The sequence below is a fragment of the Pantoea sp. JGM49 genome (assembly GCF_018257655.1).
Taxonomy (GTDB): Bacteria; Pseudomonadota; Gammaproteobacteria; order Enterobacterales; family Enterobacteriaceae; genus Pantoea; species Pantoea communis.
Genome location: NZ_JAERJM010000010.1, coordinates 183,154 through 198,430, shown reverse-complemented (window position 1 = coordinate 198,430; position 15,277 = coordinate 183,154). Strand labels below are relative to the sequence as shown.

Sequence of the window (15,277 nt, the reverse complement as noted above, 5' to 3'; positions counted from 1 at the left end):
CAACAGAGCAAAGCGCGTGCCATTTTTGTAAGTAAATGAATAGCTGTAGCTAATTGATATGACATAGGATTTTGTGATGATAATTTGCACAGTCACAGCGCAGACGGTGTGCAATCACGGTGCGCCTGCGTAAATTTTGTGAAGAACATGGCAAGAGACCGTTGGCCTGGTTAGCATGAGTTAAGTCTGGCATGAGCTGGATCGCAGCAGAGAGGAGAGTAGAGTGGAGAAGTGGCGTAACTGGATGATAGGGATCTGTCTGGTCAGCACGGCCAGCAGCGTGTGGGCCGACTCGCTGGATCAACAAAGACAGCGCTATGCGCAAATCAAACAAGCCTGGGATAACAATCAAATGGACCAGGTCTCGCAGCTGATGCCAACGCTGCGGGATTATCCGCTCTATCCGTATCTGCAATACCGTTTGCTGGCGCAGGATCTCGATCAAGAGACGCCGCTGGCGGTGAAGAATTTCATTCAGCAATATCCAACGCTGCCACCGGCGCGTTCACTCTCGACACGCTTCGTCAACGTGTTGGCACATCGTCAGGACTGGCAGGGCGTGCTGAGCTTTAGCCCGGATGAGCCCAAACCGGTGCAGGCGCGCTGTAACTGGTATTACGCCAAGTGGGCTACCGGCCAGCAGCAGGTGGCGTTTGATGGCGCGAAATCGATCTGGCTGCGCGGTTCCGCGCTACCGAATGACTGCGATCAGCTGTTCTCGGTGTGGCAAGCGTCCGGACAGATGTCGCCGATCACCATCCTCGAACGTATTCGCCTGGCGATGAAAGCCGGCAACGACAGCCTGGTGAATTATCTGGCGAAAATGCTGCCGGCGGATTATCAAACCACTTCCAGCGCGCTGATTGCGCTGCAGCAAAATCCGCAGACCGTCACCACTTTTGCCAGCAGCCTCGGTCCGACCGATTTCACCCGTATGGCCACCAGTTATGCCTTTGCCCGCGTCGCGCGTGAAGACATGGATAATGCGCGCATGATGATCCCGCAACTGGTGCAGGCGCAGAAAATGAGCCCGGCGGAAGAGCAGGATCTTAAGGAAACCGTGGTGTGGCGCATGATGGGCGCCGATCTGACCTCCGAGCAGGCGCGCTGGCGTGATGCAGTGGTGATGAACAGTGAATCCACCGCGCTGGTGGAGCGTCGCGTGCGTCTGGCGCTGAGTCAGAACGATCGTCGTGGACTGAACACCTGGATCGCGCGTTTACCGGTTGAAGCCAAAGAGAAAGATGAGTGGCAATACTGGCAAGCCGATCTGCTGATTTCTCAGGGGCGCAAAGAAGAAGCCGATGAGATTCTGCGTAAGCTGATGCAGGCTCGTGGTTTCTATCCGATGGTGGCGGCGCAGCGTCTCGGCGTGGAATATCCGTTGCAGATCGATCAGGCCCCGGCGGCAGACAGCTCGGTGGTGCAGGGGCCTGAACTGGCGCGCGTACGTGAGCTGATGTACTGGGGGTTGGATAACCTGGCGCGCAGTGAATGGGCCAATCTGATCTCCAGCAAGACCCATTCGCAGCAACAGATGCTGGCGCGTTACGCCAACGAGCAGGACTGGTGGGATCTCAGCGTGCAGGCGACCATTACCGCGAAAATGTGGGATAGCCTGAAAGAGCGCTTCCCGCTGGCATGGCGCAATCTGTATCAGCAATACACCAGCGATAAAGGTATTCCGCAGAGCTATGCCATGGCGATCTCCCGCCAGGAGAGTGCGTGGAATCCGAAAGCGCGTTCGCCGGTCGGTGCCAGTGGTTTGATGCAGGTGATGCCAGCCACGGCCAGCCATACCGTGAAGATGTACAACATCCCCGGCTATGTGAACAGCAGCCAGTTGCTCGACCCACAGACCAATATCCAGATTGGTACGCAGTATCTGGAATACGTCTATCAGCAGTTCGATCAGAACCGCATCTTCTCCTCGGCGGCCTATAATGCCGGGCCGGGCAGGGTACGCAGCTGGTTGAATAACAGCGGTGGCAAACTGGATGCAGTGGCGTTTATCGAAACCATTCCGTTCTCAGAAACACGCGGCTACGTGAAAAACGTGCTGGCGTATGACGCCTACTACCGTTACTTCATGGGCAAGCCGGATAAGATTCTCGCCGATGGCGAGTGGAATCGCCGTTACTAGCTGTGCTATGCTTCCGTACTCGCTAATGAGTACGGAAGCCCTTCATGAGCCAACCTCTTTCTTCCCAGCCGGATGCGGCTCAGCCTGTTGAAGATAACTGGCTGCGTTTTATCGATTTGATGCAGAACGCTTTCGCGGACGGTGTGTCGTTGCCTTTGCTGCAACTGATGATGACGCCCGATGAGCGTGAAGCGTTTGGCACGCGCCTGCGCATTATTGAAGAGCTGATGAACGGCGACATGAGCCAGCGCGAGCTGAAGAATGAGCTGGGCGTCGGTATCGCCACCATCACGCGTGGCTCTAACAGTCTGAAAGAAGCGCCTCCTGAGCTGAAACGCTGGCTGGAAGCGCGCTTAGGCCGCCATTAATTACTGCTGATACAGCGGATGGGTGAACGGGCAGAGTGCCAGTATCAGCGCCTGGTGGTAAACGCTTGAGCGGCTCAACAGACCGTTGGTAAACGCGCCGATAGCGCCGCCTTTCTGCTTGATATTATCAACGCCGGTTAAGCGTGCCATTTCGTGACCGAGTTCGTGTCCGGCGGCTAAGCCCGCCATGACAATCGGCGGCAAGGTGAAGCTGGCGGAGCGCGATTCGCCGCGCTGCTGGGCGTTTTCAATCACCATCCATGCAAAGGCACAATCGCCCTCGATGCCGGCTTCAATCGCGACCCAATAGTCAGATTCAGGGCGTTGCTGACGGGCGTTCGCTACGCGGGTACGTGCGCCAGTTCGCGTTTCGACATCGCTTAACGGTTGAGCAGCGACGCCGCTCTCGACCTCGACCCCTTCAATATGGCAGGATTCTTCACCAAAGACGTCGTTGAACGCCTGAGCAATCGCGCGAATTTTTGCCGGGTTGATGGTGGCTGCGACAACGTGGTACATAATTGTTTGAACCCTCAAGGCAAATTTGTCGCAGTATAACGGAAATTAAGCATGCTACAGGTCTATCTTGTTCGTCACGGCGAAACGGTATGGAATGCGGCCCGACGCATTCAAGGTCAATCCGACAGTCCGCTGACGGAAAAAGGTGAGCAACAGGCCCAACAAGTGGGTGAACGGATGAAATCGCAGGGCATCACCCATGTGATCGCCAGCGATTTAGGCCGCACGCGCCGCACCGCCGAGATCATCGCGGATGCCTGCGGTTGTACGGTCACGGTTGATGCACGTTTGCGTGAGCTGAATATGGGCTGTCTCGAACAGCGCCCCCTTGATGGCTTAACGCCGGAAGAGGAGAGCTGGCGTAAAACGCTGGTGGATGGCACCCAAGACGGCCGCATCCCTGGCGGTGAATCGATGCTGGAGATGGCGACGCGCATGCACGAAGCGCTGAACGCGTTGCTCGAACTGCCAGCGGGCAGCCGTCCGTTGATTGTCAGTCACGGTATGGCGTTAGGCGTGTTAGTGAGTACGCTATTGGGATTGCCGGCGCACGCTGAGCGCCGTTTGCGCCTGCGCAACTGCTCGATTTCACGCGTGGATCATCAACAGAGCGCGTGGCTGGCTGCAGGTTGGGTGGTCGAGACGGCAGGCGATGTGTCGCATCTGGATGCGCCTGCGCTGGACGAATTGCAGCGTTAAGCGTCATTCGGTTTCGGTGCGCATCAATGCGCTGCCTGTAAAGGGTGGGGGTAATGATTGCCTGCCCAGCAAAAGGGTCAGCTCGCCATTTATGGCGATCTGCCGTTATTGAAGCCAAAAAAATGCCGTCATCATGACGGCATTTTCATATCAGCGATTCTGCTGCGGGCGAATGGGAATCAGGTATTCGCAACGGATTTCCGTTGGCGGCTCGCTGCGTTTCTTACCGCCATGCGTGAAGAAACGCTCAATATCCTGGCCCTGACGACGCACCAGACCCAACGTTGGCATACAGGTGCCGTACAGCAGCAGAATGAACTCACCCAGTGCGCTGCGCGCACCGTTATAGGTGAACTGCACGTAATCCCCGGCTTCGAGAATCACATTTTGATTCGACTGCATGCTCAATGCCTGTTGATCGGCAGGCACTGCCGTGGTGTAGAGAATCTCCTGCTCATCATCCTTTTCATGGCTGGCACGTACCTGATGCAGACCGTATAACACCGGTGGCACGGTATCAGTTTCCAGCAGGAACTGTTTCCAGAAATGGATGCGCATTTCGTCACGGTAGCTGGAAATTTGCTCCAGCGTACAGGTGTAACTCTGCGTTTGCCCGACCAGCACCGTTTCCGGCAGCGTGACAAACGTGGCCTCAGGCATGTGGTGATCGTCCAGACGAATCGGCGGGCGAATGCCGAAGGAGTTCCATTCCGATGAGCGACGATACCAGGCGGGCGTTTGATTAAACTGCTTTTTAAACGCACGGGTAAAAGTCTGCTGTGAATCGAAGCGGTATTGTAAAGCGATGTCGAGGATCGGGCGGCTGGTCAGGCGCAAGGCCACAGCGGCTTTCGACAGGCGACGCGCGCGGATGTAAGCGCCGATGGCGTGGCTCGTCACTTCCTTGAACATACGCTGCAGGTGCCACTTGGAATAGCCCGCTTTCAACGCAACATTATCTAATGAAAGGGGTTGATCCAGATGGCTCTCCAGCCAGACAAGCAAATCGCGAATGATACCGGCTTGGTCCATAAAACATCCTCATAACTCTCTGGTGGCGCAACTATGAAGTCGTCGAATAATAGCACGAAATGCACAAAAGCGTGGGGGCGGTTTGTCAATCGGCTGTGCTAAATCAATGCGGGCTACAACCCGTTTAGGTTTGGTTCCGGGTTCGATTGACAGTACATTACAGTCTCATCTATTCGATTGGCAATGGTAACTCAATGACAATAACTCGCTTTCTTATAATCACGCTTGCAACTTGTCTCTTCAGCGTGGGCGTTCAGGCCGAGGAAATCGGCTCGGTAGACACGGTTTTTAAGATGTTTGGCCCCGACCATAAGATTGTGGTGGAAGCCTTCGACGACCCCGACGTAAAAAATGTAACCTGTTATATCAGCCGGGCGAAAACCGGTGGGATCAAGGGCGGATTAGGTCTGGCGGAAGATACTTCCGACGCGGCCATCTCCTGCCAGCAGGTTGGGCCTGTAGAGCTTAGCGATAAAATCGCACAAGGCAAGGCGCAAGGAGAAGTGGTCTTCCAAAAGCGCACTTCATTGGTATTTAAGAAGCTGCAGGTGGTGCGCTTCTATGATCAAAAACGTCATGCGCTGGTTTACCTGAGCTACTCAGATAAAGTGGTGGACGGTTCGCCGAAGAATGCGCTGAGCGCTGTGCCAATCATGCCGTGGCATTGAGGCATAAAAAAACGCCCTGATGGGCGTTTTTCTTTTACTGCAGCAAACTTAATCCTGCAATTCACCACAGAAGCGATACCCTTCGCCATGAATGGTGGCGATGATTTCTGGCGTATCCGGGGTGGATTCGAAATGCTTACGAATGCGGCGGATGGTGACATCCACGGTGCGGTCATGCGGCTTCAGCTCACGACCCGTCATCTTCTTCAGCAGATCGCCACGGGTTTGAATCTTGCCCGGGTTTTCGCAGAAGTGCAGCATCGCGCGGAACTCACTGCGTGGCAGCTTATACTGTTCACCGTTCGGGCTGATCAGTGAGCGGCTGTTAATGTCCAGCTCCCAGCCGTTAAAGCGATAGCTTTCAACCGCGCGACGTTCTTCACTTGGCATCGCCAGATTCATGGTGCGCGATAACAGGTTGCGTGCACGAATCGTTAGCTCACGTGGGTTAAACGGTTTAGTGATGTAATCATCGGCGCCAATCTCCAGGCCGAGGATTTTATCTACTTCGTTATCACGACCTGTCAGGAACATCAGCGCAACGTTTGCTTGTTCACGCAATTCGCGTGCCAGCAGCAAACCGTTTTTGCCTGGCAGGTTGATATCCATGATCACCAGATTGACGTCATTTTCCGTCAAAACCTGATGCATCTCGGCGCCGTCGGTGGCTTCATAGACCACGTAACCTTCCGCCTCAAAAATACTTTTGAGGGTGTTACGCGTGACCAGTTCGTCTTCAACGATAAGAATGTGCGGGGTCTGCATGTTTCGCTACCTAAAATTTGCCAACAAATCGAAAACAGGGCGTACGATGGCTGCGTTTACTGTTCATCAAAACAGCGTGCCTTACGCAACCGGTGTACGAAATAATCTTCGGAATACACCATCCATCTATGTCAACTTCAGTGTTAGCTCAGCCAGTCAGGATGAATATTTGCGTGCCCCGTGGGTATCGGACTGGCGCTTATCCTAACCGTATTAACAGCAACCTAACAGCACCAACAACAACCGATAAGCATAAAAACAACGCTTCGTTGACTTATATCAAATGCAAGTGTAGCACGTTAACACTTTTATGAAAAACTTCTCCAGGAATGCCAGCTTAGCTCACAAAAAGCAGCATTTTTGCTACATTTTGGCTGCATAACGGTAAAACTAAAACCTGCAGGAAATAATATTTTAATAATATGAAAAACAATAGATTTATATTAATTAAGCGTGGAAATTTTAGTTATATCCCACAATATCTTCTCCCCATCGCTTTTATCCTCTTTTAACATCCTTAACATCTTATTTTCTCTTGTCCGTGCGGTTGGTATTTTTGCCACTGCATGCCAACATAGGGCGAGTTGTTAACAGTTCGATGGAAAAATCATGCATTTCCCCCTAATCCTTGTCTCACCCGCCCGTCCGGAAAATATCGGCGCGGCCGCTCGTGCCATGAAAACCATGGGTTTTAGCGAACTGCGTATTGTCGCCAGCGATGCCTGGCAAGACCCGGCTGCGCGTCGTGTTGCGCACGGTGCCGGTGAGATTCTCGATAATGTCAAAACCTATGCCACGCTAAGTGAAGCGCTGGCCGATGTCGATTTCTCGGTCGCCACCACCGCCCGCAGTCGTGCGAAGTTCCGCTACTACGCCACGCCGGCGCAAGTCGAAACCATTCTGCAGGAGAAGCGCCAGTGGCTGAGCCGAATCGCGCTGGTATTTGGTCGTGAGGACAGTGGCTTAACCAATGAAGAGCTGGATCAGGTCGATCTGCTGACCGGCATTCCAATGGCCAATGATTATCCTTCACTCAACCTCGGACAGGCGGTGATGGTGTACTGCTATCAGCTGTCGGCGCTGAATCAGGTCGCGGCAGAAGTGAAAGAAGTGGCGAACGAACACCAGCTGCAGGCGCTGCGCGAGCGCTTCCACCAGCTGCTGGTGAAACTGGAAGTGAGCGACGATGCCAAAATGGCGGACTGGATCGATCAGCGCATTGGCCTACTGGAACAGCGCGATAGCGCCATGCTGCATCGCCTGCTACATGATGTAGAAAAAAAACTTATAGATAAATAATCGGTGAATATCGTTTTTAATAGTGACTGATCGGGAAACAGGGCGATCAGTCGAACGATCCCAATATGATTTACGCGCAGACACCGAACTCTGCGCAGTCGCCTTAAAATGGCGGCTAAGACAAATTCGTTGACTTAACGTGCGCTTTGCTTTACTTCTGGAAGGCAGACGGACAAGACAAAGACAGACAGAAAAAATCTCAATGCGTAATCACAGCCTGAACACCACAATTATTATTACCACCACCATTACCACAGGTAACGGTGCGGGCTGACGCATACAGGAAAAACAAAGAAAAAAGCCCGCACCTAAACAGTGCGGGCTTTTTTTTCGGCAAAAATTCAGGAGAGCTTCAATCATGCGAGTGCTGAAATTCGGCGGAACCTCAGTAGCCAATGCGGAACGTTTTCTCCGCGTGGCAGATATTCTGGAAAGCAACGCGCAACAGGGACAGGTTGCCACCGTGCTCTCTGCCCCAGCGAAAATCACCAATCATCTGGTGGCGATGATTGAGAAAACCATTAGCGGCCAGGACGCACTGACGAATATCAGCGATGCCGAACGGATTTTTGCCGACCTGCTGCAGGGCCTGGCGGAGGCTCAGCCGGGCTTCGATTACGATGGCCTGAAAACCCGCATTGAGCTGGAATTTGCCCAGCTGAAACAGGTGCTGCATGGCATCAGCCTGCTGGGCCAGTGCCCGGATGCGGTGAATGCCGGCATTATCTGTCGTGGTGAGAAGCTCTCTATCGCCATCATGGAAGCGCTGCTGCAGGCGCGCGGCCACAAAGTCACGGTGATCGACCCGGTGGAGAAACTGCTGGCCGTTGGTCACTACCTCGAATCCACCGTGGATATCGCCGAGTCAACCCGTCGCATCGCGGCCAGCCAGATCCCAGCCGATCACATGATCCTGATGGCCGGTTTTACCGCCGGTAACGAGAAGGGCGAACTGGTGGTGCTGGGCCGTAATGGCTCTGACTACTCGGCGGCGGTGCTGGCTGCCTGCTTGCGTGCGGACTGCTGCGAGATCTGGACTGACGTAGACGGTGTTTACACTTGCGATCCACGCCAGGTGCCGGATGCGCGACTGCTGAAGTCGATGTCCTACCAGGAAGCGATGGAGCTGTCTTACTTCGGCGCGAAAGTCCTTCATCCTCGCACCATTGCTCCGATTGCCCAGTTCCAGATTCCTTGTCTGATCAAAAATACCGCCAACCCGCAAGCGCCCGGCACCTTAATCGGTGGGGAAGGCGAGTTGGATGAGAACCCGGTGAAAGGCATCACCAACCTGAATAATATGGCGATGTTTAACGTCTCCGGTCCTGGTATGAAAGGCATGGTCGGCATGGCAGCGCGCGTGTTTGCGGCGATGTCGCGCACCGGTATCTCGGTGGTGTTGATCACCCAATCCTCTTCTGAATACAGCATCAGCTTCTGCGTACCGCAGAGTGAGCAGGCGCGTGCGCGCCGTGTATTGGAAGAAGAGTTCTATCTGGAATTAAAAGATGGCCTGCTGGATCCGCTCGATGTGCTGGAGCAGCTGGCGGTGATTTCCGTGGTCGGCGATGGCATGCGCACCTTGCGCGGCATCTCCGCCAAATTCTTCTCGGCGCTGGCGCGTGCCAACATCAATATCGTGGCGATTGCGCAGGGTTCCTCTGAGCGTTCCATCTCGGTGGTGGTGAGCAATGATGAAGTGACCACTGGCGTGCGCGTGGTGCATCAGATGCTGTTCGCCACCGATCAGGTGATCGAAGTGTTCGTTGTCGGTGTCGGCGGTGTCGGCGCGGCGTTGCTGGAGCAGCTGCATCGTCAGCAGGCGTGGCTGAAAGAGAAGCACATCGATCTGCGCGTGTGCGGTATCGCCAATTCTCGCGCGCTGTTAACCAATGTGCACGGCATCGATCTCAGCGGCTGGAAAGGCGCGCTGAGCGAAGCCAAAGAGCCGTTCAATCTCGGTCGTCTGATGCGTCTGGTGAAGGAGTATCACCTGCTGAACCCGGTGATTGTGGACTGTACTTCCAGCCAGGCGGTGGCCGATCAATATGCTGACTTCCTTGCTGAAGGTTTCCATGTGGTGACGCCGAACAAAAAGGCTAATACATCGTCGTGGAATTACTATCAGCAGATGCGTGCGGCCGCGGCGAAATCGCGTCGTAAGTTCCTGTACGACACCAACGTCGGTGCTGGTCTGCCAGTGATCGAAAACCTGCAAAATCTGCTGAATGCCGGTGACGAGCTGATCAAATTCTCCGGTATTCTCTCCGGTTCACTCTCCTTTATCTTCGGGAAACTGGACGAAGGCGTTTCACTGTCTGAAGCCACCAAAATGGCGCGTGAGATGGGCTTCACCGAGCCGGATCCGCGTGACGATCTTTCAGGCACCGATGTGGCGCGTAAACTGCTGATTCTGGCGCGTGAAGCGGGTCATCAACTGGAGCTGAGCGATATTGAGATTGAGCCGCTGCTGCCAGCTGAACTCACCGACATCGCTGACGTTGAGCAGTTTATGGCCCGCCTGCCGGAACTGGATGATGCTTTTGCCGCCCGCGTTGCCAAAGCGCGTGATGAAGGTAAAGTGTTACGCTTCGTCGGCGCCATTGAAGAAGGCGGCGTCTGCAAAGTGAAAATCGATGCGGTGGACGGTAACGATCCGCTGTACAAAGTGAAGAACGGCGAGAACGCGCTGGCGTTTTACAGCCGCTATTATCAGCCGATCCCGCTGGTTCTGCGTGGATACGGCGCGGGGAATGATGTCACAGCGGCCGGCGTGTTTGCCGACTTGCTGCGTACACTGTCGTGGAAGTTGGGAGTTTGATGATGGTAAAAATTTATGCACCGGCCTCAATAGGTAACGTCAGCGTCGGCTTTGATGTGCTGGGCGCGGCGGTTTCGCCGGTGGATGGCACCCTGTTGGGTGACTGCGTATCGGTGGAAGCGGCCGACAGCTTCAGCCTGGTGAACACCGGGCGCTTTGTCAGCAAGCTGCCAACCAATGCGCAAGAGAACATCGTTTATCAGTGCTGGGAACGTTTCTGCCAGGCGATTGGCAAACAGGTTCCGGTGGCAATGACGCTGGAAAAGAACATGCCGATCGGTTCAGGTCTGGGTTCCAGCGCCTGCTCGGTGGTCGCGGGTTTAATGGCGATGAACGAGTTCTGCGGCAAGCCATTGAACGATACCGAGCTGCTGGCCTTGATGGGCGAGCTGGAAGGGCGTATTTCCGGCAGCGTGCACTTTGATAACGTCGCGCCTTGCTTCCTCGGCGGTGTACAGCTGATGATTGAAGAAAACGGTATCATCTCACAGGATGTGCCGTGCTTTGATGACTGGCTGTGGGTGATGGCCTATCCAGGCATTAAAGTCTCAACCGCTGAAGCACGCGCGATTCTGCCTGCGCAGTACCGCAAAGACGATGCCATCAAGCATGGCCGTCTGTTAGCGGGCTTTATTCACGCCTGTCATACCCGCCAGCCGCTGCTGGCGGCTAAACTGATGCAGGATGTGATTGCAGAACCTTACCGCACCAAACTGCTGCCGGGCTTCGCTGAGGCGCGCCAGGCGGCTGCCGACATCGGTGCGTTGGCCTGTGGTATTTCGGGCTCCGGCCCGACACTTTTCGCCGTTTGCAACGAGATGGCAACGGCACAGCGGATGGCAGACTGGCTGAGCCAGCACTATCTGCAGAACGATGAAGGCTTCGTCCATATCTGCCGTCTTGATACGGCTGGCGCACGTAACTTGGGATAACGCATGAAACTCTACAACCTTAAGGATCACAACGAGCAGGTTAGTTTTGCTCAGGCCGTTAAACAGGGCCTCGGCTCGCAGCAAGGGCTGTTCTTCCCGCTCGAACTGCCGGAATTCGAACTGACCGACATCGATGCGATGCTGGAGATGGATTTCGTCAGCCGCAGCAGCAAAATTCTCTCAGCTTATATTGGCGATGAGATTGCCGCGCACCAGCTGGCTGAGCGCGTGAAAAACGCCTTTGCCTTCCCCGCGCCGGTGGCGAAAGTCAGTGCAGATGTGGCGTGCCTCGAACTGTTCCACGGCCCCACGCTGGCATTCAAAGACTTCGGTGGCCGTTTCATGGCGCAGATGCTCTCTTATGTGTCAGGCGCTGATGAGCAGATCACCATTCTGACCGCGACTTCAGGTGACACCGGCGCCGCCGTGGCACATGCCTTCTACGGCATGGAAAACGTGCGCGTCGTTATCCTCTATCCGCAGGGCAAAATCAGCCCGCTGCAGGAAAAGCTGTTCTGTACGCTGGGCGGCAACATTGAAACCATCGCGGTGGAAGGCGATTTCGATGCCTGCCAGGCGCTGGTGAAGCAGGCGTTTGATGATGAAGCGCTTAAGAAAGCGATTGGCCTGAACTCGGCTAACTCCATCAACATCAGCCGCTTGCTGGCGCAGATTTGCTATTACTTCGAAGCGGTGGCGCAACTGCCACAAGAGCAGCGCAATCAATTGGTGGTCTCCGTGCCAAGCGGTAACTTTGGTGACCTGACCGCTGGCCTGCTGGCGAAATCCCTCGGCTTGCCGATCAAGCGCTTTATCGCTGCAACCAACGCCAACGACACCGTGCCACGCTTCCTTGATAAGGGCGAATGGCTGCCAAATGCGACAGTGGCAACCCTGTCGAACGCCATGGACGTCAGCCAGCCGAACAACTGGCCGCGCGTGGAAGAGCTGTTCCGTCGTAAAACCTGGCGCCTGACCGATCTGGTGTCTGGCGCGGTATCGGATGAGACCACCAAAGCCACCATGCGTGAGCTGGCGGAAATTGGCTACATCTCTGAACCGCACGCGGCGATTGCCTATCGCATGCTGCGCGACAACCTGCAGGAAGGCGAGTTCGGCCTGTTCCTCGGCACCGCGCATCCGGCCAAGTTCAAAGAGAGCGTGGACGAGATTCTGGGTCAGGAATTGCCGCTGCCAAAAGAGCTGGCAGAGCGCGCTGAGCTGCCATTGCTGTCGCATAATATGGCGGCAGACTTCGCTGAACTGCGTAACTTCTTGATGAAGTAATGCAAACAGGCGCGCGACCATGCGCGTTTTGAAGAGTGAGGTCGCCATCATGGCGACCTTTTTTATTTCTGTTCGTGGCGCTTAAACACCAGCTCGTTACCTTTGCTCTCATCAGCCGCAAAGAAGTAGCCATCAACATCAAACTGTTTCAGCTGCTCGGGCTTGCTCAGGCGGTTCTGAATCACATAGCGGCTCATCAGGCCACGCGCTTTCTTGGCGTAAAAACTGATCACTTTAAACTTGCCGTTCTTCTCATCAAGGAACACCGGCTTGATCAACTCACCGTTCAGTTGCTTCGGCTTCACCGCTTTGAAGTACTCATCAGATGCCAGGTTGATCAGCACCTCATCGCCTTGCTCGGCCATCGCTTCATTGAGCTTCTGCGTCAGTAAATCACCCCAGAAACCGTAGAGATCTTTCGCCGCCGGGTTGGCCAGCTTGATGCCCATTTCCAGACGATAAGGCTGCATCAAATCCAGTGGGCGCAGCACGCCGTATAAACCGGACAGCATGCGCAGGTGCTGCTGGGCAAAATCGAAATCTGCATCACTGAACGTCTCAGCCTGCAAACCGGTGTACACGTCACCTTTAAACGCCAGAATTGCCTGACGCGCATTTTCGAGCGTGAAGGGCGGCTGCCACTGGTTGAAGCGATCGGCATTCAGATGTGCCAGTTTGTCGCTGATGCTCATTAGTGAACTGATCTGCGCCGGTGAAAGATCGCGCGCAACATCGATCAGCTGTTGTGATTTTTCTAACAGTGTTGACTGCGTAAAGCGCTGTGTCGCCAGCGGGCTTTCAAAATCCAGTGTCTTCGCTGGCGAGATAACCATCAGCATCGTGTTTGTCCTTGTTGACCCGCTTGTTAACAGGGGATTGATGGGAATTAAGTTGCGACGAGTGTAGCAAAAAAGCTGCACGGATCGGCAAATCGCTCCCATTTGTTAGCGCTATCGTTATGAGGCACTTCGTGATGTTGCGCACTGAATTGTGCGTGATATTATCCCAACAGCCTTTTACACCCTGACAGTCAACCTAAGAGAAAGAGAACCATGACGGACAAACTTACTTCCTTGCGTCAGCTGACTACTGTGGTCGCCGACACCGGTGATATCGCGGCTATGAAGCTTTATCAGCCGCAAGATGCGACCACCAACCCTTCTTTGATCCTCAACGCCGCTCAAATCCCTGAATACCGCAAACTGATTGACGAAGCCATTACCTGGGCACGTCAGCAGAGCAGCAACAAAGAAGAGCAGCTGGCACTGGTTTCTGACAAGCTGGCCGTCAACATTGGTCTGGAAATTTTGAAACTGATCCCAGGCCGTATCTCTACCGAAGTTGACGCACGTCTCTCCTACGACACCGAAGCGAGCATCGCGAAGGCACGTAGCCTGATCAAACTGTACAACGATGCGGGCATCAGCAACGACCGTATCCTGATCAAACTGGCCTCAACCTGGCAGGGCATCCGTGCTGCTGAGCAGCTGGAAAAAGAAGGCATCAACTGTAACCTGACTCTGCTGTTCTCCTTCGCGCAGGCGCGTGCTTGTGCTGAAGCAGGCGTGTTCCTGATCTCGCCATTCGTAGGCCGTATCCTCGACTGGTACAAGCAGAACACCGACAAGAAAGAGTACGCTGCGCATGAAGATCCAGGCGTAGTGTCAGTGGCGGAAATCTACAACTATTACAAACAGCACGGTTATGAAACTGTGGTAATGGGTGCCAGCTTCCGTAACATCGGTGAAATCATCGAACTGGCCGGCTGTGACCGTCTGACCATCTCTCCGGGCCTGCTGAAAGAGCTGGCAGAGAGCGAAGGCGCGGTTGAGCGCAAGCTGAGCTATACCGGTGAAGTCAAAGCGCGCCCTGCGAAAATGACCGAAGCTGAGTTCTTCTGGCAGCACAACCAGGATCCAATGGCCGTGACCAAACTGGCTGAAGGTATCCGCAACTTTGCCATCGATCAGGGCAAACTTGAGAAGATGATCGCCGAACTGCTGTAAGGTGATTTGCCGTGGCGGCACCCGTCGCCACGGTTTTACGCTTTCCCCTCGCTTCCGCTTTGTATTATCCTTTTTGCATTCCCCTTCAATTGCCGCATTGCGGTCAACCACAGCGATAACTTAATGGATACTTTACGTATTGGATTAATTTCCGTTTCCGATCGTGCTGCTAATGGCATTTATCAGGATCAAGGCATTCCGGCGCTGGAAAGCTGGCTCGCCGCCGCGCTGACTACCCCGTTTGAAATCGAAACCCGTTTAGTGCCCGATGAGCAGCCGATGATTGAACAGGCGATCTGCGAACTGGTCGATGAACTGTTCTGCAATCTGGTGTTGACCACCGGCGGAACCGGTCCTGCGCGCCGCGATGTGACACCCGATGCCACTTTAGCGGTCGCCGATCGTGAGATGCCGGGTTTTGGCGAACAGATGCGCCAAATCAGCCTGCAGTTTGTGCCGACTGCGATCCTTTCGCGTCAGGTGGGCGTGATACGTAAACAGTCGCTGATCCTCAATCTGCCGGGCCAGCCCAAATCCATCAAAGAGACGCTGGAAGGGCTGAAAGCAGAAGATGGTGCAGTGAAAGTGCCAGGCATTTTTGCCGCCGTACCTTATTGTTTACAGTTACTGGAAGGGCCCTATGTGGAAACCGATCCCGAGGTGGTAGCAGCATTTCGCCCTAAAAGTGCAAGGCGTGAGACAAACGTCTGAAAATCGCCGTTTTCAGGCATAAAATCC

General features: G+C 54.5%; 15 protein-coding genes and 1 other annotated feature. Of the genes, 11 read left to right on the top strand and 4 right to left on the bottom strand.

Translation table 11 applies throughout. The annotated features are described in order from the left end of the window. Positions 1-223: 223 nt before the first annotated feature. Both sltY and trpR read left to right on the top strand, forming a co-directional pair. Positions 224-2,143, top strand: a complete 1,920-nt coding sequence (gene sltY / locus JK231_RS17900; protein ID WP_211729158.1) for a murein transglycosylase — start codon at positions 224-226, stop codon at positions 2,141-2,143. A gap of 44 nt (positions 2,144-2,187) precedes the next feature. Continuing rightward, positions 2,188-2,511, top strand: coding sequence for a trp operon repressor (trpR, locus tag JK231_RS17895; RefSeq protein WP_038649187.1), 324 nt, complete (start codon positions 2,188-2,190; stop codon positions 2,509-2,511). Here the strand turns inward: trpR and yjjX are convergent, their stop codons facing one another. Beyond that, entirely contained in the window at positions 2,512-3,030 is a 519-nt protein-coding gene (gene yjjX / locus JK231_RS17890; protein WP_211729157.1) for an inosine/xanthosine triphosphatase, read from the bottom strand. It lies immediately after the preceding gene. Between the two features lie 51 nt (positions 3,031-3,081). Between yjjX and gpmB the strand changes: the two genes are divergently transcribed. After that, positions 3,082-3,729, top strand: a complete 648-nt coding sequence (gpmB, locus tag JK231_RS17885) for a 2,3-diphosphoglycerate-dependent phosphoglycerate mutase GpmB (RefSeq protein WP_038649182.1) — start codon at positions 3,082-3,084, stop codon at positions 3,727-3,729. Between the two features lie 150 nt (positions 3,730-3,879). Here the strand turns inward: gpmB and robA are convergent, their stop codons facing one another. Beyond that, the gene (robA, locus tag JK231_RS17880; RefSeq protein ID WP_034826193.1) at positions 3,880-4,761 is read right to left on the bottom strand and encodes an MDR efflux pump AcrAB transcriptional activator RobA; all 882 of its coding nucleotides are present in this window, start codon (positions 4,759-4,761) and stop codon (positions 3,880-3,882) included. A 194-nt stretch (positions 4,762-4,955) separates the two neighbouring features. Between robA and creA the strand changes: the two genes are divergently transcribed. Beyond that, complete coding sequence (gene creA, locus JK231_RS17875; protein WP_211729156.1) at positions 4,956-5,429, top strand: protein CreA; 474 nt, start codon at positions 4,956-4,958, stop codon at positions 5,427-5,429. A gap of 48 nt (positions 5,430-5,477) precedes the next feature. Here creA and arcA read toward each other — a convergent pair whose 3' ends face one another. Next, a complete protein-coding gene (gene arcA / locus JK231_RS17870) occupies positions 5,478-6,194 on the bottom strand; it encodes a two-component system response regulator ArcA (protein ID WP_034826183.1) in 717 nt (238 codons plus the stop codon). Between the two features lie 609 nt (positions 6,195-6,803). Here arcA and JK231_RS17865 point away from each other — a divergent pair. The 5 genes from JK231_RS17865 (at position 6,804) to thrC (ending at position 12,533) form a co-directional block, all read left to right on the top strand. Then, the gene (locus JK231_RS17865) at positions 6,804-7,493 is read left to right on the top strand and encodes a tRNA/rRNA methyltransferase (protein ID WP_038649173.1); all 690 of its coding nucleotides are present in this window, start codon (positions 6,804-6,806) and stop codon (positions 7,491-7,493) included. A 202-nt stretch (positions 7,494-7,695) separates the two neighbouring features. Further along, on the top strand, positions 7,696-7,767 hold the full coding sequence (gene thrL, locus JK231_RS17860; protein WP_128601299.1) for a thr operon leader peptide: 72 nt from the start codon (positions 7,696-7,698) through the stop codon (positions 7,765-7,767). Beyond that, positions 7,703-7,825, top strand: a sequence feature (Thr leader region). It overlaps the preceding gene by 65 nt. Before the next feature lie 26 nt (positions 7,826-7,851). Continuing rightward, positions 7,852-10,314, top strand: coding sequence for a bifunctional aspartate kinase/homoserine dehydrogenase I (gene thrA, locus JK231_RS17855; RefSeq protein ID WP_211729155.1), 2,463 nt, complete (start codon positions 7,852-7,854; stop codon positions 10,312-10,314). A 2-nt stretch (positions 10,315-10,316) separates the two neighbouring features. Next, entirely contained in the window at positions 10,317-11,246 is a 930-nt protein-coding gene (thrB, locus tag JK231_RS17850; protein ID WP_211729171.1) for a homoserine kinase, read from the top strand. Positions 11,247-11,249: 3 nt separating this feature from the next. Continuing rightward, a complete protein-coding gene (gene thrC / locus JK231_RS17845; protein WP_211729154.1) occupies positions 11,250-12,533 on the top strand; it encodes a threonine synthase in 1,284 nt (427 codons plus the stop codon). A gap of 62 nt (positions 12,534-12,595) precedes the next feature. Here thrC and yaaA read toward each other — a convergent pair whose 3' ends face one another. Then, positions 12,596-13,372 carry a peroxide stress protein YaaA gene (yaaA, locus tag JK231_RS17840; protein WP_058959371.1) on the bottom strand — a complete coding sequence of 259 codons (777 nt, stop codon included), beginning with the start codon at positions 13,370-13,372 and terminating at the stop codon, positions 12,596-12,598. Between the two features lie 213 nt (positions 13,373-13,585). Between yaaA and tal the strand changes: the two genes are divergently transcribed. Together tal and mog are read left to right on the top strand one after the other, a co-directional pair. Next, a complete protein-coding gene (tal, locus tag JK231_RS17835; RefSeq protein ID WP_034826122.1) occupies positions 13,586-14,539 on the top strand; it encodes a transaldolase in 954 nt (317 codons plus the stop codon). 123 nt (positions 14,540-14,662) lie between these two features. Next, positions 14,663-15,250 carry a molybdopterin adenylyltransferase gene (gene mog, locus JK231_RS17830; protein WP_038649159.1) on the top strand — a complete coding sequence of 196 codons (588 nt, stop codon included), beginning with the start codon at positions 14,663-14,665 and terminating at the stop codon, positions 15,248-15,250. Positions 15,251-15,277: the final 27 nt, after the last annotated feature.